Origin of the sequence: Alcanivorax sp. 97CO-5 (assembly GCF_000524665.1) — a bacterium.
Taxonomy (GTDB): domain Bacteria; phylum Pseudomonadota; class Gammaproteobacteria; order Pseudomonadales; family Alcanivoracaceae; genus Alcanivorax; species Alcanivorax borkumensis.
The window spans coordinates 352729-376144 of sequence record NZ_KI965888.1; the positions used below are offsets into that span (position 1 = coordinate 352729).

The following is a 23416-nucleotide window of genomic DNA, read 5'->3' on the forward strand; positions in this document are numbered from 1 at the left end:
TTATTCCTCCGCCGCCCGGCCACGTTGCGGGAACAGACCCCGCGGTTTGCGCTGTATAAACAGAATGATGAAGACCAGCACCACAATCTTGGCCAGTACCGCGCCGGCCATGGGTTCCAGTAATTTGTTGGCAATGCCGAGGCTGAAGGCCGCAGTGAGAGTGCCCCACAGATTGCCGACTCCGCCGAACACTACAACCATGAAGGAGTCGATGATGTAGCTCTGGCCCAGGTTTGGCCCCACGTTGGTTAGCTGTGCCAATGCGACGCCGGCCACTCCGGCGATGCCTGAGCCCAGCCCGAAGGTGAGAGCGTTGACCCGTTCACTGCGAATACCGAGGCTGCGGGCGGTGGCGCGATTTTGGCTGACCGCACGGACTTGCAGGCCCAGTCGGGTTTTCTTGAGCAAAGTGAGAAGGGCTAGAAAAACCGCCAAGGCAAAGAAGATAATGTACAGCCGGTTGTAGGTCAGCGAGAACACGGGGTTGATTTCCAATGCACCACTCATCCATTCCGGGGTAATTACGGTGCGGTTCAGTGGGGAGAAAATGACCCGTACTGCCTGTTGCAAAATGAGGCTGACCCCAAAGGTCGCTAGCAGGGTTTCCAGTGGTCGGCCATACAGAAAGCGAATGACAAAGCGTTCGATAAGTATGCCGACAAAGGCGGACACAAGAAAAGCAGCGGGAATGGCAATCAGCAGTGACCATTCGTGACTGGTGGGCAACAGTTGTTGCACTACATAGGTCGTGTAGGCGCCCAGCATGATCAGTTCGCCATGGGCCATGTTGATGACGCCCATCACCCCGAACGTAATGGCCAGGCCGATGGCGGCCAGTAACAATACCGAGCCCAGGCTCAGACCGAAGAACACGGTGTCGGCGGTTTGGAACCTTTCAATACGTGCTTCGATGCGGGCGATGGCTTTTTCCAGTGCCTTTTTTTCTGTTGGGTGTTGGGTTACACGCAGGCGCTCATTGAACGCATTCTTAACGTCTGGGTGCAGGTTGCCAGCGAGGGTGTCAATGGCGCTGAGTCGTGTACTCAAATCGTCACTGCGCAGGGCGGCAATATTCAGAGCGGTGTCAATTTGTACGGCAACACGAGGATCCGCTTCCTGGGCGCGGCGGCTTGCCAGCGCTGTTAGCATTTCCGGATCATCATTGCCGATCAGTTGGTTGGCGGCCCGATAGCGAACATCGCTGTCCGGGTCGTTCAGAGCAGCCAGTGCCAGCTGGTTATTGATCACGGTACGCAAGCGGTTGTTGATGATCACTGGCCGTGCAGCGCGGCTATCTACTTGGCCAATAAGCTGGGTGGTTTCTGGATCGCGTAGTTCCCATTGACCGTCTTTCTTGCTGCCTAAGACGATGCTGTTATCTTTTCGATTATGCACCAGTTCGCGATTCATCAAGGCGTTGAGTAGCGCAATAACACGGGGGTTGTCTTGGTTTGCCAGTTCACGAATAGCCGCTTCTTTTTCATCAAAGCTACGACTGGTCAACCGGTCAAGAATGTTTTGGAGGGTAGGGGTGGGTATGCCAGTGGCGCCCTCGCTGTTCTCCGTGATTGGCTGGGTTGGTGTTGTTTGTTCTTGCAGTGGCTCTTCTGCCCAGCTCACACTGACCTGCAGTGCTATTAGCAGCGCTATCAGTATTCGGCTAAATTTACGACCCATGACGGGCTCCTTACAGGGCGTCAAAATGAAAGCCAGATCAATACGTTGGAGGGCGCGCCTGTGAAAGGCGATGGCCACTGTTCTGGTGCTGGCTTCATGTGTTATGCGTAATGTTGGTCTAAGCGACGAGCACCCTGGGCGTTGCCCAGAGTGCTGTTGCGTGCAGCCTTACTCGGCAGAAGCACCGCCACAGGTGTTGGTCTTGGTGTTGTAGTTGCCGCAACGAGTCGGTGCGGTCCAGTCGGAGATCAGGTCTTTGGAGCCCGGCAGGAAATCAGACCAGGCATCACCTTGCACCAACCCTTCGGTTTCCCAGACAACGGCGAACTGACCGTCATCCTGAATTTCACCGATCAATACGGGCTTAGATAGGTGGTGGTTCTTGTTCATCACCGCTGTGCCGCCGGTCAGGTTGGGGGTCTTGATGCCGATCATGGCGTCAGCCACTTTATCGGTGTCGGTAGATTGAGCCTTTTCAACCGCCTTCACCCACATATTGAAGCCGATGTAGGTTGCTTCCATAGGGTCATTGGTCACGCGCTTGTCGTCACCGGTATAGGCGTGCCACTGGTCAATAAAAGCGTTGTTGGTATCGTTGTAGACGCTTTGGAAATAGTTCCAAGCAGCCAGATGGCCAACCAGCGGGCCGGTGTCGATGCCCGATAGCTCTTCTTCACCTACAGAGAAGGCCACCACGGGAATGTCTTCGGCGCTCACTCCTTGGTTGCCCAGCTCTTTATAGAAAGGCACATTGGCATCGCCGTTCACTGTGGAGACCACAGCGGTTTTTTTGCCTTGGCTACCGAAGGCTTTAATTTCGCTGACGATGCTCTGCCAGTCAGAATGTCCGAACGGGGTGTAGTTGATCATGATGTCCTTTTCGGACACGCCTTTGGACTTCAAGTAAGCTTCCAGAATCTTGTTAGTGGTGCGCGGATAAACGTAATCGGTCCCGGCAAGAACGAAGCGTTCAACCTCCAGATCGTTGATCAGGTAATCCACCGCAGGGATCGCCTGCTGATTGGGTGCTGCACCGGTATAGAAGACATTCTTGGACGACTCTTCACCTTCATACTGGACCGGGTAGAACAACAACCCGTTCAGCTCTTCCACTACGGGCAATACGGACTTGCGCGATACCGATGTCCAGCAGCCAAAAATAACGTCCACGTTTTCTTGGGTGATCAGCTCACGGGTTTTTTCTGCAAACAGCGGCCAGTTCGAGGCGGGGTCAACCACAACGGGCTCAAGCTTTTTGCCCATGACTCCGCCCTTTTTATTCTGTTCTTCGATCATCATCAGAACGGTGTCTTTCAGTGTGGATTCACTGATAGCCATCGTGCCGGACAGAGAGTGCAGCACCCCGACCTTGATGGTGTCGGCGGCCATAACGACACCGCTATAGGCAATGGCGCTGGAGGCGATAACCCCGGCAGCTACTTTCTTCATGGATTGTGAAAAACTCATGGTATTTCTCCTTGCTTCTCAGTCGCGTTTAAATGGGCGTTTGTATTGCCGTGAACCCTCCTTCCTACTCCTGTTGGCTCACTGGCTTGTTGTTTCCCTCTAATACGTTAACCATCACTCTTGTTGATAGAGCTTGCGGGTAACTCAGCGCGTACGCTGGCCTCGTGCAGCATGTGTACGGTGATTTTTCTGACTTCGTTACGTGATTCTTCAATGTGGGCACACAGCAGAATTTGTGCTTGCTCCACCTGGCGGTGCAGGATGGCTTCCAGCACTGCCTGGTGTTCGTTATAAGTGGCCTCCACTCGGGAGGGGCTGGTGAAATCCAGGCGCCGTATAATGCGTAGCCGCTCGGTGAGATCATGATGAATGCGTGCCATTTGATTGTTGCCGGTGCTTTCCACCAGTCGTTCGTGAAAATGTTCATCCATGCCGCTGACCACAGGGCCATCGGATAATCTTTGTGCCTTTTCTACACACCATTGGCTAACCAGATTATCCAGTTTGCTTAGTTCACCGCCGTGTTCGCATAGCTTGCGTACAGCGGCGCATTCGAGAACGGTGCGCACGTCGTATAATTCTTCGAAATATTTGAAGTCGAAGGGCTTGACCTGCCAACCGCTGCGATAGAGCACATCTACAAAGGTTTCCCGTTGTAATCGGAACAGGGCTTCTCGCACGGGGGTGCGTGATACACCCATCCGTTCGGCCACTTCGTTTTCACTGAAGCGGTCGCCGGGCATTAGCCGAAAATCAAACATGTCCTGCTTTAATTGCAGATAAATTTGTTCAGCCAGACGTTCGGTTTTTTTTCCCGCTCGCGTATTCATCTTTGATTCCTCAGGCCATCGCGGCGGTGTTGATGGCGATCACTGGATCGCGGGCGTTAATGATGGCTCCAGGCAGGCAATGCAGAACAATAACGTTGCCGCTGATGTGTGCATTGATCAGATGGCTGTGGCGGTCGCTGCTAGCGGCGTTCTGTGCCGTGAGACCGAATTCACAACGCTGTTTTGCAGCGGTTAGCGCCCCCCAGCGCCACGGCTTCATCAGTGTGTTTCCTGAGCGTTTGTCGCCACTTGCGCGATGTAGTTTCTCCAGCCGCCCAGTGCGGTAATGTCGGTGGCGTCCCCAATGGCCCAGGGTTCACAGATAAAGCCTTTCACCCAGCGACCGTCGGTGGTTTCCAGACTACCGATGCCCAGTGGGGCGGGGATTAAGCCGACAAAACTGCCGAAGTGCTTCATCGGCATTCGCCACAGCTCGATGGGAATGCAGTCACCCCCGTCTTTTTCGCTACGAATCAGCCCGGGTTTGGGCGGCACAGTGTTGGCCAGGGCGTAGAGCCGATAACAGGGCGCCGTGTGGGTGGCTTCGAGCAACACGCCGTCGCGTTCGGTGAGCTGGGTATTGAGGGGCATGCCGGAAAGGTGTGCGCCAACCACGGCGACAGTCATTACATCGTCCTCATCATCATTGGCCGCATGGGTCTGCGGCTTGGCCAGCCGCTGTCCGGTAGCGCCGGCCTGCCAGGGCTGGGCCTGCTGCCAGCGCCGGCCGAAGTCGGCCAGGGCGTGGTCCTGCCAAGCGGGGCCAATTAGGGTGACACCGCCGGGCAAGCCGTCTTCACGGAAGCCGCCGGGCAATGCCAGGGCGCACAGGTCCAAGAGGTTGACGAAATTGGTCCAGGTGCCTAGCTGGCTGTTCAGGGTGATGGGGTTGGCTTGCACGGCGGCGCGGGTGTAGATGCCGGGCGTAGTGGGGAGCAACAATGCATCAACCTGGGCCATTAGTGCTTCGGACTGCCGTTTCAATTCAGCCAGCTGGTACTGGGCCCGGAAACTGTCCGCTGCTGTCAGGGCGGCGGCGGGGGCGAGAATGTCACGAATTACTGGCAGCAAGGTGTAGGGGCTTTTTTGCAACAAGGGTTCGGTGACAATGAAACGTTCCGCCACCCAGGGGCCCTGATAGAGTAAAGCGGCGGCATCCTGCAACACCGTGGTGTCGATAGTGATCAGGTTGGCAATCTCTCTGAGCTGGTCCAGCTGTCGCTCCCACAGCTGTTGGGCTTGGCTATCCTCGAACCAGGGAAGGTCTTTGGGGATGCCGAGAGTCGGGCGTTCGGGGAGTCCGGTGGTTAGCAATCGGGGAGCTGCGCGGCTGTAAGGATCTGCGCTGTCGAACTGGCTGATGAGTCGAAAGATCTCTTGGGCATCGTCCACGTTCAGGGCAAAGATGCTGACGCAATCAAGGGTCCGGCAGGCAGGAACAACACCGTGGGTGCTAATGGCACCGCGGGTGGGCTTGAGGCCCACCGTGTTGGTGAACGCTGCAGGTACCCGGCCGGAACCGGCGGTATCGGTGCCCAGTGAAAAGGGTACCAGGCCCAGGCTCACGGCCGTGGCGGAACCTGAACTGGAGCCACCACTGAGGTAATCCGGGTTGAATGGATTGGGTACTTCGCCATAGGGGGAACGAGTGCCAACCAGACCGGTGGCAAACTGATCCAGATTGGTCTTGCCTACGACGATGGCGCCGGCGTCGCGCAGTAGTCGTACCACGGTGGCGTCTTCCGTCGGGGTGTAGGCGAATGCCGGGCAGGCTGCTGTTGTGGGCATGCCCACAACATCAATGTTGTCTTTCACGGCAAAGGGAATGCCATAGAGTGGCAGCGATGGATCCGTTAGCGCTTGCGCCTGGGCCGTCAAGGAAGCCTCATCCAGGAGATGGATCCACAGGGCGCGCTCACTATCCTGCAGAGTGGTGGCCAGTTGTTTCATGGCCTGTACCGGGGTGAGTTCACCGCTGCGGTAGGCCATCTGCCATTGTTGAAGAGTCCAGCCAATCATTCGTTAGCACACCTGGTTGTACACAAGTTGGTATTCTTATTTGTGCAAAGGGGGTGCCAGCCATGAAAAATATTTAACGCTTTGTTTTTACAGTAATTAATAAGGTTAATGTTGAGTGAAGAGAGCTATGTCCAGACACTGGGTGCGCTAATCTGATGCAGCTGCGCGGTATCGGTGCAGCCCCGCAGTGCCTTCCCTGACGGCGGCTGTGGGATGTATCAGCGATGACGATGAAAAGGACAGTAAGACTCTATTTCCCTTCTTTGGGAGGCCTTGGCATCGTTGTTGAACCGATTCAAGGACGTACAGCCCAGACCGGTTCGAGGTGGAGGGAAAAGAATGTCACAGCGTGCGTTGGTAGTGGAAGGCGGTGCCATGCGCGGTATTTTTGCTGCCGGGGTGTTGGATGCGTTTTTGGAAAAAAAACATCAGGATTTCGATTTCGCCGTGGGCGCGTCTGCCGGCTCGACCAATCTGATCGGCTATCTGGCAGGTAATCATGGCCGCAGCCGTCAAGTGATCACCGACCATGCCTGTCGACCGGACTTTATCAACTGGTCACGTTTTATGTCGGGTGGACATTTGTGTGATGTGCACTGGTTGTGGCACCAGTCTCGCATAGACGTGCCGTTGAATTTGGAGAGACATTGGCAGGGAAATACTTCTCTGTGGGTAGTGACTACCTCGATAGAAGACGGGGCGCCGCGTTATTTTCAGACCCAGCCGAGTAATTTAGATGAGGTAATCACCGCGTCCTGTTCTATTCCTTTTGCCTACCGAGACTTTCCCAAGGTGGCCGGCCACCCCATGACCGATGGCGGGCTAGCGGATTCCATTCCGGTGCGTTGGGCTTACGAACAGGGCGCGCGGGATATCACCGTGGTGTTGTCCCGCCCTCAGGGTTTCCGCAAACGCCCTAGTGCGTTGACGCCTTTATTAAAGCCTTGGGCTCGTGATATCCCCGCCTTTTATGAAGCCATGGCGAAACGTACAGATGTCTATAATAGAGCATTGGATTTTATTGACAGCCCGCCTGATGATTGTTGCCTCAATGTTATCGCCCCACCGATGCACTTCCCGGTGAATCGGTTGACCACCAATGTGGAAAAATTGCAGCAAGGATATCAGCAGGGGCATCGTGCGGGATTACAGTCGTTGGGGGTGGAGAAAGCAGTAGTGGGGTAATGTGCAAGCGCTTCACGCTGCAACAGGTTTTGCTTTCTACGTGGCGTAATCCTGCCAGGTCGAGCTAAAAGGTTTGGGCGTGGTGTTTTGTGAGCCAGGGCACTTCAAATAGTGTAGCGCCTAGCGCTCTTTCTCTTCGCAGTGCCAAACCCAGGCATCCAGCTCAATATGCTCAATACCGCGAAAATGATTCTCCATCATAAACTCGCGGCGGTCGCTGAGCATGGCGCGATTGCCGCCGGCTTTTTTGATGGCTCTGGTGAGCTTCTTGTTCACGTGGCGATCTATTCGCGCATCGCTGAACAACATGCCCCGCATTTTGCTGCCGGACGATACCGAAACCGCGCTTTTTTCTTCGCACTCCTGAGGGGCTTCGCGCAGTAGCCGTATTTTATCCGCCTGTGCTGCGAGGCAGGAGCCGAGTAGCAGAATCATCAGACAAAAACGCATGCTGTTTCCTGTTGTTATTATTGCGCTGCCATCTTGCAGGCCTGCCGGGCTTTGGCCACGTTTTCTTGTAAGTGGGCGGGGTTAATGGTGCCAGCAATGATACTGCTAACGCCGGCGATGCCAAGGATTTGGTCCAGACTTTCCTGTACCGGGTCATCAAGGGTGTCATTGAGGTGACCGCTGGCAAAGGCCTTCTTGATTAGGATGCCTTTTTGCCGGGCGGCGGCGTGCTCGATCACGGGGGCTTCGTCTTGCTGATGCAGGTTGTAGGTGACCATGGCCATGTCCGCGTGATTCAGGCTGGCGATGCCGCCAGCCACGGTTTTCGTGGACATGCCTGTGGCGCGGATCAGGCCGGCTTTTTTCAGGTCGTTGAGAGCGTCCAGAGTGCCCTTTTCGATGATTGCCAGGTCATTGCCGTCGGAGTGAATCAGCACGCAATCCAGATAGTCCGTGTTGAGCCGTTGCAGGCTACGTTCCACCGAGAAACGCACGTGTTCCGGTGAAAAATCAAAATGGCTGTCACCACTGTTGTTATCAAATTCTTCACCGACCTTGGTGACGATGACCCAGTCTTGGCGTTGGCTCATTAACTGACCGAGCCGCTGTTCACTGTGACCGTAGGCCGGCGCTGTGTCGATTAGGTTGATGCCCAAATCCTGTGCCTGAGCGAGTAGTTCTGTTACCGCACGATCATCGGGGATGGTGAAGCTGTTGGGGTACTTCACTCCCTTATCGCGGCCGATTTTCACTGTGCCCAAGCCCAGTGCACTGACGGTTAATCCTGTGTTGCCCAGTGGGCGCATGAAGGACATGATGCTTCCTTATTGGTGTCGCTGCAGGTCCGTTGCTAGCGGTGTGATGAGGAACGGTTGCAAGTTTTCGGTTCAGTAGCGACGCTGGACTTGTGTCCATTTAATGCTTGGGCGTCGCGCCCATGCCAGGTCAGTCTCGGGTTCGGGATGAAAAGATTATTCATCCTTCTCCTTTTTCCCTTTGCGCTTTAACGTTCAACTGACATTTGCGCAGCACCAACGACGCCTTGCTACAGTAATCATTAAAAACAGCGATGCCAGTACGGTACGCCCATGGGCGCCCGTTGAAGGGCTGGCGGTATCGTTAATGGCTCGCCGGGTTGAAGGCCCGTTTCTTCCACCAGCGCCATTACCCGGTCGCCTAGATCCGGCGCCAGGGTGAGTTTAGTGGGCCAGGCGATGATCAGGTTTTGATCCCGGCGGGCGTAGGCGTTATCCGGCTTGACCAGCGCATGTTGTTTGGGTTCGGCGCGGGTCACATCTAGGGTGGCGAATTGAGCGTTGCTAAAATCTAGCCAAGGGAAAAGGTGCGATAATTCTTCCCGACCGGCATGTAGTTGTTCTTCATCAGTACGCTCTACCCCCCGCTCTGCCAAGTCGCCGCCGAGGTACCACACCACCTTGCCGTCCGGACAATCGTGGGTGGTCACAGTGAGCACGGGTTTGTTGCTGGTGCCAACACAGTGGGCGTAAAGCCGATGGCCTTGGTCGTGTTTTACCAGCACCATTTTCAATGGCCGCAGCTGGCTGTGTTCCTGTTCCAAAAGGTGGGCGCGATGAGCGCCGTCAAGCAGAGCTGGGTTACCGTTGCCGGCGGCCAGCAGGGTCAGCCGTGGCTCAATGCGCTGGCCATTAATGGTGACGGCGCGCAGGCCGTCGTTATTCCATTCTAGAGTATCGCGCTGGGTATCGAACGCCAGTAGCCGGTCTCGGACCGGGGCGCTAAGGGTGTCGATCAATGATTCAGTGTCGATCACTAGGTCGTCGAGTTTATAGACGTTGCCTTTGAAAGCCTTATTGGCCAGCGCGCTGGGGAAATGGTCACGCTTGAGTTTTTCGATTCGGCCACGGAGCATCTTGCTAGCGAAAAAGTTAGTCATCCGTGAGGCCACTGATCCGCTGGACCACATGTGTTGAGTATCGCTGAGCACTTTCAGGTTGCGCAGGTCTACCGAGTCGGTGCCGGCCATGGCGGCACGCCAGCGATCCGGCATCTGGGCAATCGCTTCGGATTCGTTGGACAGGTTGCCGCTTAAGGCATACTTGAGGCCGCCGTGGATAATCCCCTGGCTCGCGAGGGTCTGGTCGCCACCAAGGCTGGCGGATTCCAGCAGTAGGCATTGGTAGCCGGCGGCGTGGAGCCGGTTTATTAGCCACAGGCCGGCAATGCCGCCACCAAAGACCACAATGTCTGGGTGGATTGTGTCGGGTTTTAGGGTCGAGTCACTCATGGCTCACCATCGTTGAACTGTGCGGCTATGCTAGCATAAGCAAGGCCGCTGGCACGCGCATCGGCGCTGACACAGACAAGATGGATCATGTGTTTTGGGCTGTGCGCGTTGCCCGTGTATTGCCTCTACATTGAGATAAGAGCCCCTATGCGAACTATTTATTCCGCCCTTTGGTATTTGCTGCTTCCCGCTCTTTTTCTGCGCTTGTGGCTGAGAGGTAGAAAAGCACCGGCTTATCGTTTGCGGTGGAAGGAGCGCATGGCGTGGGGGTACCGGTCCGGGATCTTGAAAAAAAGCCTTTGGGTGCATGCGGTGTCGGTGGGGGAAACATTGGCGGCGGCGCCGTTAATTGAGCGGTTGCTGGAAGACTACCCGGATGTGCCTTTACTGGTCACCACCACTACGCCCACTGGCTCAGAGCGGGTGCAGGCGTTGTTCGGGGGCCGGGTGACTCACGTTTATTGTCCTTGGGAATTGCCCACGGCGTTGAACCGTTTTATGCGCGCCTTTGATCCGCAACTGGTAATCGTGCTGGAAACCGAGCTGTGGCCGAATCTGTGTGCGGCGGTAAAGCGCCATGGCGCTAAACTGATGCTAATGAATGGGCGATTGTCGGAAAAAAGTTATCAGGGTTACGGCAAGTTGCCGCGGTTGATTCGCCCAATGATGGCACGCTTTGACGCGCTGGCAGTGCAGACACAAGTGGAAGCCGAGCGTTACATGGCGCTAGGGGCTTGGCCGGAACGGGTATATCCCATTGGCAGTGTGAAATTCGATATGACACTGGATGCAGCAGTGAAACAGGCTGCGGCGGCACTGCGCTCGTCGTTCGGTAACCGGCCGGTGTGGATCGCTGCCAGCACCCATCCCGGAGAGGACGCTCTGGTTTTGGCTGCCCATAAAGCATTGCGTGAACAGAGGCCCGAGGCGCTGTTAATCCTGGTGCCTCGACACCCGGAACGGTTTGCTGCAGTGGCCGATCAGATCCGTGAGGCAGGCTTGTCGGTGGCTCGGCGCAGCCAGCAGGAGTCGGCCGCCGGCGTGGATGTGTACTTGGCCGATACCATGGGTGAGCTGTTGATGTTGTTTGGCACCTGCGATGTGGCTTTTGTGGGCGGCTCTCTGGTGCCGGTAGGTGGGCATAATTTGTTGGAGCCGGCGGCTTGGCAGAAGCCGGTGCTCACCGGGCCGCATTTACATAATTTTACTGCTATTGGGCAGTTGCTTGATGATGCTGGCGGGCTCAGTGTGGTGGAGGATGCGCAATCGTTGGGGGCGACCTTGCTGGCCTTGCTGGATGACCCGGCACAATGCGCTCGGCAAGGCAAAGCTGCTGCCGGCGTGGTGGAAGCTAATCGAGGGGCGCTGGAAAAAGGGCTGCGGTTGGTTGCCATGGAGCTGAATACTGGACTTGGCCCTTCGGGTTAATGCGATCTGCTGTTTAGGTTGTGTACCTGCGCATGAATTTTTAGTGTGAAGGGCTGAACATCAACCGTCGGATTTTTCTCGCAAGTAAATATAAAAAAACCGCTGTCCGGTAACGGCTAGCGGTTTTTTTATATTTTACGATCCTGTTGACGGCAATCTCTGGCGCGGTGTTTGCCTCAGGTGGTTAGCGTCAATCGATGGACGAATTCTCCGGGACCATTTTTTCACTCTTACCGTCCAGATCCGGGTTGTAAAGGTCTAGGGGTTGTTCTGGTGCCAGCCAGTTATTCACCGCAGCGAGGTCTCCCTGCTGCAGGTCTCCGGTGGTGGATTTCAGGGTCAACGAGTTGATGATGTAGTCGTAGCGGGCATTGGCGTAATCACGTTCGGCGGCGAACAGGGCGCGCTGAGCATTGAGCACGTCGACCACATTACGGGTGCCCACTTCATAACCGGACTGGGTAGCATCCAGAGCAGAGCGAGTGGAGCGGATAGCCTGCTGGCGAGCCTTGATGCGCAGGGCGTCCGCTTCCACGGTGCGGTAAGCGCTACGGGTCTGTTGGACGATATCGCGTACGGCTTGATCGTATTGGTAATCTGCCGCATCTGCTCGCAGGTAGGCTTCTTTGCGGCGGCTGTTCAGGCCGCCCCCCTGGAACAGAGGCATGCTAACTTCAATGCCGATCTGTTTGGTTTCAGTATCGTAGAGTGAGCTGCTGCTGTAGAGTGAGCTGCTGCTTAAGCTGCCGGTTGACGATGAACTGTCTGGAGAGAGGTGGGAATGCTGATATTGTCCCACTAGTTGAACCTGAGGCAGCATGGTGCCCAGCTGACGTTTGGCCGTGTTTTCGGTTAGCTCGGTATTGTAGAGCGCGGCCAGCACTTGTGGATTTTGTGCTTTGGCTTTTTCAATCCAGTCGTTCATGTCCGTAGGCTGCGGGCCCTCCATGGGCAGTTCATTGCGCAGCTCTAGCAGGGTTGCCCATTTTTGGCCGGTGAGTGTTTCCAGCTGGTCACGGGCAATCTCGTATTGCTGGCGGGCGACAATCAGGTTGACCTGGGTCAGGTCGTAGGTTGCTTGCGCTTCCTCCACGTCGGTGGCCGGTACTAGGCCCACATCAAACCGCTCTTGGGTCTGTTCCAATTGGCGACCGATGGCCTTCTCTTCAGCTTTTGCCGATACCCAGGTATCCCAGGCACGCAGTACACCGAAGTAGCCTTGGGCGACGCGCAGCACAAAGTCTTGGCGAGCTTGTTCGAAGTTAGCCTGCGCGATATCGGTGCTGGACTGTGCTTCTTTATAGCCATACCAGGCATCAACACGGAACAGGGGCTGCGTTAGAGTGAAGGTGCTGACTTCGCTGCCGTAATTTTGCTCGTCGGGTGCGAGAGGAGGAGCGTCTTCGATTTCACGGTCGTTGTCGTAACGTCCGTAGCTGGCGGAGATGTTCGGGAACAGGGCGGCACGGCCTTGTACCATCAGCTCTTGGTCGGCATTCCAGTTCATCCGGGCAGAGCGCCAGGTACCATCGTAACTCCAGGCGGCGTTAGCGACTTGAGTGAGATCAGCGGCCTGTACGGCGCTGGCCAGTGAGGTAAGAAGAAGAACTAGGGACGTTGCCGGACTACGCTTCATTCTGGTGCACTCTTATTGTATGTCTGGTTGGTCATTATGGTACTGGCAAGTACAGAAAATTAACACTGCCTGTTTGGGCCAGTTCCGCGGTTGTTTGGCTGCTGGGCGCTGACGTATAGTGTCGCAATTCCTGAATTTCCTTTATTTTAGCCTCTGGAGGCCGACGTGCCAGACGATCAGCGCCCCATCGCCAACGCCATTGACGAATCTTGTCAGCCTATCGCCGGTTCACGAAAAATCTATGTCACGGGGTCGCGCCCGGATATTCGTGTGCCCATGCGGGAAATCCAGCAGCATCCGACCCCTTTGGCGGACGGAAAGTTCGAGGATAACCCACCGCTGTCGGTTTATGATACCTCTGGTCCTTATACCGACCCAGATACCTATATCGACATCCGTAAAGGGCTGAACCCAATTCGGGATGCCTGGATTGCTGAGCGTGATGACACCGAACAGCTGGCCGGGTTGACCAGTGAGTATGGTCGCAAGCGAGCCAATGATGTTGCCAAGGCAGGGCTACGCTTTGAGCACACTCGCATTCCTCGTCGTGCCCGTGCGGGCAAGAATGTTACCCAGATGCACTACGCGCGCCAGGGGATCATCACCCCGGAGATGGAATATATCGCCATCCGCGAGAATCAGCGCTTGCGTGAACATCGCGAAGCGGGCCTGCCTGTGAACCAGCATCCCGGCCAGAGTTTTGGTGCGGCGATTCCGGCGGAAATTACGCCGGAATTCGTCCGTGATGAAGTGGCCCGTGGTCGAGCAGTGATTCCGGTGAATATCAACCATCCGGAAATTGAGCCGATGATTATCGGCCGCAACTTTCTCACCAAGATCAACGCCAATATCGGCAACTCGGCGGTGACGTCCTCCATCGAGGAAGAGGTGTCGAAGATGACCTGGGCCACCCGTTGGGGCGGCGACACGGTGATGGACCTGTCCACCGGTGACAACATTCACGAAACCCGCGAGTGGATTCTGCGTAACTCGCCGGTGCCCATCGGTACGGTGCCGATCTATCAGGCGTTAGAAAAGGTTAACGGCGTAGCCGAAGACCTGACGTGGGAAATTTTCCGCGACACCTTAATCGAGCAGGCGGAGCAGGGGGTGAGCTACTTCACCATTCACGCGGGTGTGCTGCTGCGTTATGTGCCGATGACCGCTAATCGCGTTACCGGTATCGTCTCTCGGGGTGGTTCGATTATGGCTAAGTGGTGCCTGGCGCACCATGAAGAAAGCTTCCTCTACACCCATTTCGAAGATATCTGCGAAATCATGAAGGCCTACGACGTGACCTTCAGCCTGGGTGATGGTTTGCGTCCGGGTTCTTTGGCAGATGCCAACGATGAAGCCCAATTCAGCGAACTGCGCACTTTGGGCGAGCTGACCAAAATTGCCTGGAAGCATGATGTGCAGGTGATGATCGAAGGGCCGGGCCATGTGCCCATGCACATGATCAAAGCCAACATGGACGAGCAGCTGAAGCACTGCGGGGAAGCGCCGTTTTACACCCTTGGCCCGCTGACCATTGATATTTCTCCGGGTTATGACCACATTTCCAGTGCCATTGGCGCGGCCATGATCGGTTGGTATGGCACTGCCATGCTGTGCTACGTGACGCCCAAGGAGCACCTAGGGCTGCCGAACCGTGAAGACGTGAAAGAAGGCATCATCGCCTACAAGATTGCAGCCCATGCGGCGGATTTGGCGAAGGGTCACCCGGGAGCCCAGTTGCGCGATAATGCGCTGTCCAAGGCCCGCTTTGAGTTCCGCTGGGAAGACCAGTTCAACCTGGGGCTGGATCCGGATCGTGCCCGCGAGTATCACGATGAGACTCTGCCAAAGCAGGCCCACAAGGTGGCGCATTTCTGTTCCATGTGCGGGCCCAAGTTCTGTTCCATGAAGATCAGCCAAGAAGTCCGCGAGATCTATGGTGACGGCACCGCCCAGGTGGCTCAGGCTGAAGCGGGCATGGAAGAAAAATCCAAGGAGTTTCGAGAGCAGGGCTCCGCGCTATATCATGAGGCCCATGAGTAATCATTCGTTAACACCGCCATTTGGCCCTCAGGACGTGGAAGTGTTGGCGCGGGAGACCCCGTTCCAAGGCTTTTTCCGGGTGGATACCCTGACCCTGCGCCACAAGCACTATAACGGGGGCTGGGGCGAGCCTGTCCGCCGGGAATTGTTTGTGCGCCCACCGGCAGCGGCCGTGTTGCCCTATGATCCGGTGCGTGGCGAGATTTTGCTGGTGGAGCAGTTTCGAGTCGGCGCGCTGGAGTGGCGAGATACCCCTTGGTGCCTGGAGTTGATCGCGGGCATTGCAGACAAGGATGGCGAGAGCGCTGCCGACCTGATTCGTCGCGAAGCGGTGGAAGAGGCGGGGCTGACCTTGGGCACCCTGGAACCGATTGCCGCTTACATGCCCAGCCCGGGTGGTACCAATGAGCGCTTGCAGTTGTTTGTGGGCCATGCGGACTTGGCTGGTGCGGGTGGTATTTTTGGTTGTCCAGACGAAGGTGAAGACATTCGTGCCGTGACAATGAGTGCTGATGACATTCCTGCGTTATTGAATGGTGGCCAGGTAGATAACGCGGCCTCGCTGATTGCCCTGCAATGGTTGCTGTTGAATCGTGCCCGGTTGGATGCGGGTTGGGGAGGTAAGTGAGCCGCCGCGATCGCTACCAGCTGGATTTCCGTGCGCTGATGACTCAGTGCGAGGAAAACTATGCGCGGCTGTTGCCCTTGATGAAAGCGTTGGGGGAGCGTGACAGCATGGCTGTGGAAGTGGGCCATGATCACCATTCCCATACTTTGCAGATGAGCGTGCTGGAGCGTTCCCCCTATACCACTACGGTGCGCCTGGAGGATCAGGAGCTGCTGGCTACGCTGCCGGCGTCCCGCCTTACCGTGCGCATGTACCATGATGCGCGCCTAGCAGAAGTTACCGAAGCTCGACCTTTTCGGCGGGTAAATGCCCGTTATGCCTACCCCAATCGGAACATGCACCAGCGGGACGAGAAAGTGCAGTGGAACCGCTTTTTGGCAGAATGGTTGCGTCACCTACACGATCATGGCCGCGACAGTGGTCAAGCTTGGCGACAACAAGTCACCGGTGGCTGATTGCTTGCATGCTTTTAGTCAATAAACAACCTTTCGTGTCACGCTATGTGGAGAATTGGTAACCAATTCCTGCTCTTGGACATGTGTCCTAGAAAAGTGCCATCATCTTGGTTATAAGTGTCAAGCAGAGCTGTTCCGCGGTGCTGGGGAGTACAGGGAGGAACAGGCAAAAGATATTATATAAATAGTTAAGGGAGCGGGGATCTTGACGCAGCAGTTGCAACCCCTTCGCGTTGTGCAGTTGTCAGACTGCCATTTGTTTGCCGATCCGGAAGGTAAGCTGCTGGGCTTAAATACCCAATTCAGCCTGGACAAGGTGCTGGAACTAATCCGCAAGGAGCAACCCAATCCGGATCTGATTCTGGCCACCGGGGACCTGTCTCAGGATGCTTCCTACGAATCCTACCAACGCTTAGATCGCACTTTGTCGGGTTTTGATGTGCCCGTTTACTGGCTGGAAGGGAATCACGATAAGCCCGCTCCCATGTTGCAGGCGCTGGGTGCCCACCGCGAAAAAATGAGCCCCTGTGTGCTTAACGTGGGTAATTGGACCATCGTCATGCTCGACTCCACCATTCCTGGTGAGGTCCCAGGTGAGTTATTCGACGGGGATCTGTCATTCCTCGATAGTGCTTTGCGTGACGCCACCGGAGACCATCTGATGGTATGTCTGCATCATCACCCGGTACCGATGGAGTGTACTTGGTTGGATGCTCAGGTGGTGGGCAGTGCCGACAAATTTTTCCAAGTCATTGATCGCCATGAGCGAGTGCGTGCCATTATCTGGGGGCATGTGCACCAAGAATATGATAAGCACCGCAACGGCGTGCGGATGATGGCGGTGCCTAGCACCTGTGTGCAGTTCAAACCCAAAAGTGAAGACTTCGCAGTGGATGATGCCAGCCCCGGTTACCGTTGGCTGGACTTGCATCCGAATGGCCAGATCGACACGGCGGTGAGCCGGGTGGAGGGCATTCCCTTCGAGGTAGATTTCACCATCAAAGGGTATTGAGTTTAACGTTGGAAGTTGAAACGTGGGGTTAGGGCAGACCATTTATCGGTCATCTCTTCGCGTTGCAGGGATAATCTGAACAACGGGCACTCAAGAGATACTCTTGAGGATCACGCTCGTGCTTTTAACTTTGAACTTGCAACTCTTCCCCATCCCGGCACACTTCCGGATAGTGCAGTCATCAGGAAAGATTATGCCGGTCCCCGAAACGTCTCTTATTTATATCCACGGTTTCAATAGCTCACCAGCATCCCATAAAGCCGGGTTGTTGCGATCAGTGTTTGAGCAAGCGGGCTGCCCGGAACGGTTGGTCGTGCCCGCATTGCCGCCTTCGCCAGTGCTGGCCATGGCGGAATTGGATGCAGCCATTGCTGGGGCTGGCCCGGTGGCCCTAGTGGGATCGTCGTTGGGCGGCTTCTACGCCACCTGGCTGGCGGAGCACCATGGTTTGAAGGCTGCAATCGTAAATCCTGCGGTAAGGCCGTGGCGACTACTGGACAAATACACAGGTATCCAGCATAACTACCATACTGGCGAAGCCTATCAGTTCGATCCGGCTTGGCTGGAGCAGTTGCGCCGCTATGAGGTAGCAGAGCTCACCCAGCCGGAAAATCTATTGTTGCTGACCCAGACGGGTGACGAAACCCTGGACTGGGAAGATGGCTGGGACTATTACGGCGACTGTCACCGTTATTGTGGCTTGGGTGGCAGTCACGGCTTTGATAACTTTGACGCCTTCATTCCGCTGATGCTGCGGTTTTGTGGGATTGAAATACACGCCTGATGCCCGACGCTAGGGGCGGGACATGCGGTAGAGCATGTCTCGCCTCTGGCGCACTGCGTGAGGTGCTGCTGGAAAATCTATGACCAATAACTATACGTCCGAAAATATTGAAGTGTTGTCGGGCTTGGACCCGGTGCGTAAGCGCCCGGGCATGTACACCGATACTTCGCGCCCCAACCACCTTGCCCAGGAAGTGATCGATAACTCGGTGGATGAAGCGCTGGCAGGCCACGCCAAATCGATCAAAGTCACCCTATTCAAAGATGGCGGCGTGGAAGTGGAGGATGATGGTCGCGGCATGCCCGTGGATATGCATCCGGTACAGAAAAAGCCCGGCGTGGAAGTGATTCTGTCCACCCTGCACTCCGGGGGTAAGTTCTCCAATAACAACTACCAGTTTAGTGGCGGTCTGCACGGCGTAGGTGTGTCGGTGGTTAACGCCTTGTCCACTAAGCTGGAAATTCTGGTCAAGCGCGATGGCCAACTGCACCGTATGGAATTCGGTGATGGCGAGAAACGCAGTGATCTGGAAGTAATCGATACGGTTGGTAAGCGCAATACCGGCACCATCTTGCGCTTCTGGCCAGACAGTCAGTATTTCGACTCGCCGAAAATATCGGTGAGCCGTCTCAAACATTTGCTGAGGGCTAAGGCGGTTCTCTGCCCCGGCTTGTTGGTGACGCTGGATAATCAGCAAACCGGTGAGAGCGATGCCTGGCAGTTTGATGATGGCTTGATTGAATATCTACTGGAGTCCAGTACCGGGTGGGAACGGGTTCCTGCGGAGCCGTTTAACGGTGCCATGAGCGCGGAAACAGAAGCGGTGGATTGGGCTGTCACCTGGCTACCTGAAGGCGGCGAACTGGTTCAGGAAGCCTATGTAAACCTGATCCCCACGGCCCAGGGCGGCACCCATGTAAACGGGCTGCGTTCCGGCCTGTTGGAGGCCATGCGCGAGTTCTGTGAATTTAGAAATTTGTTGCCCCGGGGAGTCAAGCTGACGCCGGAAGATATTTGGGACCGTGCGGCCTTCGTGCTTAGCGTGAAAATGCAGGACCCGCAATTCGCCGGGCAAACCAAAGAACGGTTGAGCTCCCGTCAGACCGCGGCGTTTGTTTCCGGGGTGGTAAAAGACGCCTTCTCTCTGTGGCTGAACCAACATACCGATGAGGCCGAGAAGCTGGCGGATCTGTGCATCAATAATGCCCAGAAGCGACTACGGGCCGCCAAAAAAGTCACCCGAAAAAAAGTCACCAGTGGCCCGGCTTTGCCCGGCAAACTGGCAGATTGCACCAGTGATGACCCTTCCCAGAGTGAGATTTTCCTGGTGGAAGGGGATTCGGCGGGCGGCAGTGCCAAGCAGGCCCGAGATCGGGTTTATCAGGCGATTATGCCGCTGCGAGGCAAGATCATGAATACCTGGGAAGTGGATTCCAACGAGGTCTTGGGTAGCCAGGAAATTCACGATATCGCGGTGGCGCTTGGCATCGAGCCGGGCAGTGATGATCTCAGCAGCCTGCGTTACGGCAAGGTGTGTATCCTTGCGGATGCGGACTCTGATGGTTTGCACATTGCCACGCTGATCTGCGCGCTGTTTCTGCGTCATTTCCCCGCATTGGTGAAACAGGGCCATGTATTTGTGGCGATGCCGCCGTTGTATCGCATCGATGTGGGCAAAGAAGTCTATTACGCCCTGGACAAGCAAGAGCGTGATGGCGTGCTGGATCGCATCAAGGCGGAGAAAAAACGCGGCAAGGTCAACGTAACCCGCTTTAAAGGGCTGGGTGAAATGAACCCGTTGCAATTGCGCGAAACCACCATGGCCCGCGATACCCGCCGCCTGGTGCGCTTGGATGTGTCCACCGACGACGGCACTCACCAGCTGATGGACATGCTGCTAAGCAAAAAACGGGCTTCTGATCGCAAGGTTTGGCTGGAAGAAAAAGGCAACCTGGCAGAGATATAGACGCTGACACGCGACACGCCACCGCGCTCTAAGGCTGCATGTGCTGAAAGATGTAAGCATGATGGTTGTGCTGGCTTTTAAATGGGTTCGAACTTAAAAATAGAGCAGCTGACGTGCTGCGTTGATTGCAGAAAGGCAATGCAGAAAATGTGTTGCGTGACGCTATTAGCGTGCAGGCCAGCGAGTATAGCGAGCAAAAATGGCTGACGAATTTGAAAGTTTTCCGTTAAAGGAATATACCGAAAAAGCGTATCTGGATTACTCCATGTACGTGATTCTAGATCGGGCTTTGCCCAATATTGGCGATGGTCTGAAGCCGGTGCAGCGGCGCATTGTTTACGCCATGAGCGAGCTGGGTCTTAAAAATACGGCCAAATACAAAAAATCGGCCCGTACCGTGGGTGATGTATTGGGTAAGTATCACCCCCATGGTGATTCGGCCTGTTACGAAGCCATGGTGTTGATGGCCCAGCCGTTCAGTTATCGCTATCCGCTGGTGGATGGCCAGGGTAATTGGGGCAGCGCAGACGATCCAAAATCTTTTGCTGCCATGCGTTATACCGAGTCCAAATTGGCACCGTATGCGGAAGTGCTATTGTCCGAGTTGGGGCAGGGGACAGTGGAGTGGCTGCCTAATTTTGATGGCACCATGGATGAGCCTAAGTTGTTGCCAGCTCGCTTGCCCAATGTGTTACTCAATGGCACTACGGGTATCGCGGTGGGCATGAGTACCGATATTCCACCGCATAATTTGCGCGAAGTAGCCAATGCCTGCATCCATTTGCTGAAAGATCCCGGCGCCTCGCTGGATGATTTGATGCAATACATTCAGGGCCCGGACTTCCCTACCGAAGCAGAAGTAATCACCCCAATCAACGACATCATTCGCATGTATGCACAGGGCAAAGGCTCTCTCAAGCAGCGCGCGGTGTATGAGCGTGAAGAGGGTGATATTGTGGTGACGGCGCTGCCGTATCAGGTGTCTGGCGCCAAGGTGCTGGAACAAATCGCGGACCAAATGAACAAGAAAAAGCTGCCCATGGTCAGCGATCTGCGTGATGAATCCGACCACGAAAACCCCACCCGACTGGTGATCACGCCGCGCTCTAATCGGGTGGATGTGGAACAGTTGATGAGCCACCTTTTTGCCAGCACTGACCTGGAGAAAAACTACCGGGTTAATCTGAACATGATCGGCATCGATGGCCGCCCCCAGGTGAAAAGCCTGGACATGATTCTCAACGAATGGCTGCAGTTCCGCATGGTGACGGTGCGTCGCCGGTTGCAACACCGCCTCGATAAAGTACTGGAACGTTTGCACATTTTGGAAGGCTTACTGGCAGCATTCCTTAATATCGATGAAGTGATTCACATCATCCGTACCGAGGATGCGCCAAAGCCGGTATTGATGGAGCGCTTTGGTGTCAGTGATCGCCAGGCAGAAGCAATTCTGGAATTGAAGCTGCGCCACCTGGCGAAATTGGAAGAAATGAAAATTCGCGGTGAGCAAGATGAGCTCAACGAAGAACGCGAATACTTGGAAACCACTTTGGGCTCCATGGCGAAAATGAAGAAGCTGGTTGCCAAGGAGTTGAAGGACGACGCCGAGAAATATGGTGATGACCGTCGCTCTCCTTTGGTGGAGCGTGAGGACGCCAAGGCGTTGGATGAAAGCGATCTGCTCAGTGCCGATCCGGTAACGGTAGTGCTCTCGGAAAAAGGCTGGGTGCGAGCCGCTAAAGGCCATGAAGTGGATGTGGAAGGGCTGAGTTACAAGGCTGGTGATAAGTACAAGGCCTGCGCCAAAGGTAAATCTAACCAGGCGGTGTGCTTTATCGATAGCACTGGGCGAACCTATTCTTTGCCCGCACATACTCTACCCAGTGCGCGGGGGCAGGGTGAGCCACTGTCTGGCCGAGTGAGCCCACCCTCCGGTGCCAGCTTTGTGGCAGCAGTGATGGGTAAAGACAAGGACGCGTACTTGATGAGCACCGATGCAGGTTACGGTTTCGTGGTGCGTTATGCGGATTTGTTGGCCAACAAGAAAGCCGGTAAGACGGTACTTAATGTACCTAAAGGTGCGCGGGTCTTGTCGCCACAACCGATTGCCTCAACCACAGATGATTTGATTGCCCTGGTGTCAAACGAAGGCCGGTTGTTGGTATTCCCCGTAAGCGAGTTGCCGGAAATGGTCCGCGGTAAGGGCAACAAGATGATGTCGATTCCCGGCGCCCGCGTGGCGGATCGGGTGGAGTTCGTACAGGATGTTCAAGTAGTTGGGCCGAATGACGCGTTGACCCTCTATGCGGGTAAGCGCCACCTGACCCTGAAAGCCAATGACTTGGAACACTACTATGGTGAGCGGGGGCGCCGTGGCGCGAAGCTGCCCCGTGGTTTCCAGAATGTGGACGCCATGGCCGTGGAGCGTAAGGGCTGATCGTGCGGGTGTAGACGGGATAAGGTCGGAAATGCGATCGGCCTTTTCTCGCTGTGCGCAGGGTATGCTGCTGTGGTGAGTGCTCCCTTAATGGTAAAGGTTCGCCGGGGTAATTTAGCGCGAACGCATAAAGATTAATCGTATTAACGAGGTTTTCGCGACATGCTGACGGGAATTCTTGCCATTGTTCTGTTGTTTCTCAACACAGTGATTTTAATTGGCCCGATGTTGTTGGTGGCACTTTTAAAGCTGGTGCTGCCTGGTGTTGCAACAAAGCGTGCCTGTTCAGCTACGGTCATGTGGATTGCGGAAAGCTGGGCGGAGATTTGTAAGGGGATTTTTACGCTGCTCACACCGACCCACTGGGATATTCGTGGAGCCGAAGCATTGCGCAAGGATACTTCTTACTTGGTGGTCAGCAACCATCAATCCTGGGTGGATATTCCGGCGCTAGTGCAGACCTTCAATCGCAAAACACCGTACTTTAAGTTTTTTCTGAAAAAAGAGCTGATCTGGGTGCCGTTCTTGGGGCTGGCCTTCTGGGCGTTGGATTACCCGTTCATGAAACGCTACAGCAAAGCGTTCCTGAAAAAGAACCCCGCATTGAAAGGGAAAGATTTGGAGATTACCCGGCGAGCCTGTGAGAAGTTCCAGGGTATCCCGGTGACCGTGGTGAATTTCTTGGAAGGCACCCGGTTTACCCCAGCGAAACATGCGGCACAGCAGTCCCCTTATCGTAATCTGCTCAAACCAAAGGCGGGTGGGGTAGCGTTTGTGTTGGCTGCGCTGGGCGATAACCTGGATGCGCTGCTGGATGTGACGGTGGTGTACCCGGATGGCGAGACACCGGGGTTCTGGGATTTGCTCAGTGGCAAGGTGCGAAGGGTCATTGTGGACGTGAGAACCTGCCCGTTAGAGCCGCGCCTGTGGCGTAGTGATTACCAGGAAGATCCAGTGTTTCGTGAAGAAATTCAGCAGTGGGTGAGCGAACTCTGGCAGCAAAAAGATGCGCGCATTGATGCGATTCGTCGCGAGCTCCAAGACGCTCAATAACCGCCAGCGGTGCCATCCGTAGGTGGCGTAGGTGTCAGCCCTCGGCCTGCCTTCGCGCCGGCGCTACCGCCTGATGTCGGGTT

At 55.5% G+C, this 23416-nt stretch carries 19 protein-coding genes; 10 read left to right on the forward strand and 9 right to left on the reverse strand.

From position 1 onward, the window contains the following. From urtB to atzF, 5 genes are all read right to left on the reverse strand, one after another. On the reverse strand, window positions 1–1677 hold the full coding sequence (gene urtB, locus Y017_RS07685) for an urea ABC transporter permease subunit UrtB (protein ID WP_011589782.1): 1677 nt from the start codon (window positions 1675–1677) through the stop codon (window positions 1–3). A 168-nt stretch (window positions 1678–1845) separates the two neighbouring features. Then, window positions 1846–3144, reverse strand: coding sequence for an urea ABC transporter substrate-binding protein (gene urtA / locus Y017_RS07690; protein ID WP_011589781.1), 1299 nt, complete (start codon window positions 3142–3144; stop codon window positions 1846–1848). Between the two features lie 107 nt (window positions 3145–3251). Beyond that, window positions 3252–3974, reverse strand: a complete 723-nt coding sequence (locus Y017_RS07695; RefSeq protein WP_011589780.1) for a GntR family transcriptional regulator — start codon at window positions 3972–3974, stop codon at window positions 3252–3254. Window positions 3975–3984: 10 nt separating this feature from the next. Beyond that, entirely contained in the window at window positions 3985–4194 is a 210-nt protein-coding gene (locus tag Y017_RS07700; RefSeq protein WP_011589779.1) for a hypothetical protein, read from the reverse strand. Continuing rightward, window positions 4194–5993 (reverse strand): allophanate hydrolase, encoded by a 1800-nt coding sequence (atzF, locus tag Y017_RS07705; RefSeq protein WP_011589778.1) that lies wholly within the window; start codon window positions 5991–5993, stop codon window positions 4194–4196. The genes Y017_RS07700 and atzF overlap by 1 nt, the downstream gene beginning before the upstream one ends. Window positions 5994–6332: 339 nt before the next feature. Between atzF and Y017_RS07710 the strand changes: the two genes are divergently transcribed. Then, a complete protein-coding gene (locus tag Y017_RS07710; protein ID WP_011589777.1) occupies window positions 6333–7178 on the forward strand; it encodes a patatin family protein in 846 nt (281 codons plus the stop codon). Between the two features lie 120 nt (window positions 7179–7298). Here the strand turns inward: Y017_RS07710 and Y017_RS07715 are convergent, their stop codons facing one another. From Y017_RS07715 to Y017_RS07725, 3 genes are all read right to left on the reverse strand, one after another. Then, window positions 7299–7628, reverse strand: coding sequence for a hypothetical protein (locus tag Y017_RS07715; RefSeq protein WP_011589776.1), 330 nt, complete (start codon window positions 7626–7628; stop codon window positions 7299–7301). Between the two features lie 17 nt (window positions 7629–7645). Then, window positions 7646–8443 carry an aldo/keto reductase gene (locus Y017_RS07720; protein WP_011589775.1) on the reverse strand — a complete coding sequence of 266 codons (798 nt, stop codon included), beginning with the start codon at window positions 8441–8443 and terminating at the stop codon, window positions 7646–7648. 242 nt (window positions 8444–8685) lie between these two features. Next, a complete protein-coding gene (locus Y017_RS07725) occupies window positions 8686–9894 on the reverse strand; it encodes an FAD-dependent oxidoreductase (RefSeq protein ID WP_011589774.1) in 1209 nt (402 codons plus the stop codon). Between the two features lie 147 nt (window positions 9895–10041). On the opposite strand from Y017_RS07725, the gene waaA reads away from it, so the two are divergent. Further along, window positions 10042–11322 carry a lipid IV(A) 3-deoxy-D-manno-octulosonic acid transferase gene (gene waaA / locus Y017_RS07730; protein WP_011589773.1) on the forward strand — a complete coding sequence of 427 codons (1281 nt, stop codon included), beginning with the start codon at window positions 10042–10044 and terminating at the stop codon, window positions 11320–11322. A 190-nt stretch (window positions 11323–11512) separates the two neighbouring features. Here waaA and Y017_RS07735 read toward each other — a convergent pair whose 3' ends face one another. After that, window positions 11513–12958 (reverse strand): TolC family outer membrane protein, encoded by a 1446-nt coding sequence (locus Y017_RS07735; RefSeq protein ID WP_011589772.1) that lies wholly within the window; start codon window positions 12956–12958, stop codon window positions 11513–11515. A gap of 165 nt (window positions 12959–13123) precedes the next feature. On the opposite strand from Y017_RS07735, the gene thiC reads away from it, so the two are divergent. The 8 genes from thiC (at window position 13124) to Y017_RS07775 (ending at window position 23333) form a co-directional block, all read left to right on the forward strand. After that, window positions 13124–14998, forward strand: a complete 1875-nt coding sequence (thiC, locus tag Y017_RS07740) for a phosphomethylpyrimidine synthase ThiC (RefSeq protein ID WP_011589771.1) — start codon at window positions 13124–13126, stop codon at window positions 14996–14998. Beyond that, complete coding sequence (locus Y017_RS07745) at window positions 14991–15626, forward strand: NUDIX domain-containing protein (protein WP_035460053.1); 636 nt, start codon at window positions 14991–14993, stop codon at window positions 15624–15626. The genes thiC and Y017_RS07745 overlap by 8 nt, the downstream gene beginning before the upstream one ends. Continuing rightward, window positions 15623–16081 carry a DUF1249 domain-containing protein gene (locus Y017_RS07750; protein ID WP_011589769.1) on the forward strand — a complete coding sequence of 153 codons (459 nt, stop codon included), beginning with the start codon at window positions 15623–15625 and terminating at the stop codon, window positions 16079–16081. Before Y017_RS07745 ends, Y017_RS07750 begins: the two co-directional genes overlap by 4 nt. Before the next feature lie 205 nt (window positions 16082–16286). After that, window positions 16287–17093: a 3',5'-cyclic-AMP phosphodiesterase gene (gene cpdA, locus Y017_RS07755; RefSeq protein ID WP_011589768.1), complete on the forward strand. Its 807-nt coding sequence runs from the start codon at window positions 16287–16289 to the stop codon at window positions 17091–17093. Between the two features lie 193 nt (window positions 17094–17286). Next, window positions 17287–17877 (forward strand): YqiA/YcfP family alpha/beta fold hydrolase, encoded by a 591-nt coding sequence (locus Y017_RS07760; RefSeq protein ID WP_011589767.1) that lies wholly within the window; start codon window positions 17287–17289, stop codon window positions 17875–17877. A 79-nt stretch (window positions 17878–17956) separates the two neighbouring features. Beyond that, window positions 17957–19843, forward strand: coding sequence for a DNA topoisomerase IV subunit B (gene parE / locus Y017_RS07765; protein WP_011589766.1), 1887 nt, complete (start codon window positions 17957–17959; stop codon window positions 19841–19843). A 199-nt stretch (window positions 19844–20042) separates the two neighbouring features. Next, on the forward strand, window positions 20043–22280 hold the full coding sequence (parC, locus tag Y017_RS07770; protein ID WP_035460055.1) for a DNA topoisomerase IV subunit A: 2238 nt from the start codon (window positions 20043–20045) through the stop codon (window positions 22278–22280). A 162-nt stretch (window positions 22281–22442) separates the two neighbouring features. Then, complete coding sequence (locus Y017_RS07775; protein ID WP_011589764.1) at window positions 22443–23333, forward strand: acyltransferase; 891 nt, start codon at window positions 22443–22445, stop codon at window positions 23331–23333. Window positions 23334–23416 lie beyond the last annotated feature (83 nt).

Bases quoted from the DNA above. Each gene is read 5' to 3' on its own strand.
- parE (WP_011589766.1), top strand. From the start codon at position 17,957: ATGACCAATAACTATACGTCCGAAAATATTGAAGTGTTGTCGGGCTTG.
- Y017_RS07735 (WP_011589772.1), bottom strand. From the start codon at position 12,958: ATGAAGCGTAGTCCGGCAACGTCCCTAGTTCTTCTTCTTACCTCACTG.
- Y017_RS07710 (WP_011589777.1), top strand. From the start codon at position 6,333: ATGTCACAGCGTGCGTTGGTAGTGGAAGGCGGTGCCATGCGCGGTATT.
- urtB (WP_011589782.1), bottom strand. From the start codon at position 1,677: ATGGGTCGTAAATTTAGCCGAATACTGATAGCGCTGCTAATAGCACTG.
- Y017_RS07715 (WP_011589776.1), bottom strand. From the start codon at position 7,628: ATGCGTTTTTGTCTGATGATTCTGCTACTCGGCTCCTGCCTCGCAGCA.
- Y017_RS07700 (WP_011589779.1), bottom strand. From the start codon at position 4,194: ATGAAGCCGTGGCGCTGGGGGGCGCTAACCGCTGCAAAACAGCGTTGT.
- Y017_RS07775 (WP_011589764.1), top strand. From the start codon at position 22,443: ATGCTGACGGGAATTCTTGCCATTGTTCTGTTGTTTCTCAACACAGTG.
- waaA (WP_011589773.1), top strand. From the start codon at position 10,042: ATGCGAACTATTTATTCCGCCCTTTGGTATTTGCTGCTTCCCGCTCTT.
- Y017_RS07695 (WP_011589780.1), bottom strand. From the start codon at position 3,974: ATGAATACGCGAGCGGGAAAAAAAACCGAACGTCTGGCTGAACAAATT.
- Y017_RS07725 (WP_011589774.1), bottom strand. From the start codon at position 9,894: ATGAGTGACTCGACCCTAAAACCCGACACAATCCACCCAGACATTGTG.
- parC (WP_035460055.1), top strand. From the start codon at position 20,043: ATGGCTGACGAATTTGAAAGTTTTCCGTTAAAGGAATATACCGAAAAA.
- atzF (WP_011589778.1), bottom strand. From the start codon at position 5,993: ATGATTGGCTGGACTCTTCAACAATGGCAGATGGCCTACCGCAGCGGT.
- Y017_RS07760 (WP_011589767.1), top strand. From the start codon at position 17,287: ATGCCGGTCCCCGAAACGTCTCTTATTTATATCCACGGTTTCAATAGC.
- urtA (WP_011589781.1), bottom strand. From the start codon at position 3,144: ATGAGTTTTTCACAATCCATGAAGAAAGTAGCTGCCGGGGTTATCGCC.
- Y017_RS07745 (WP_035460053.1), top strand. From the start codon at position 14,991: ATGAGTAATCATTCGTTAACACCGCCATTTGGCCCTCAGGACGTGGAA.
- Y017_RS07720 (WP_011589775.1), bottom strand. From the start codon at position 8,443: ATGTCCTTCATGCGCCCACTGGGCAACACAGGATTAACCGTCAGTGCA.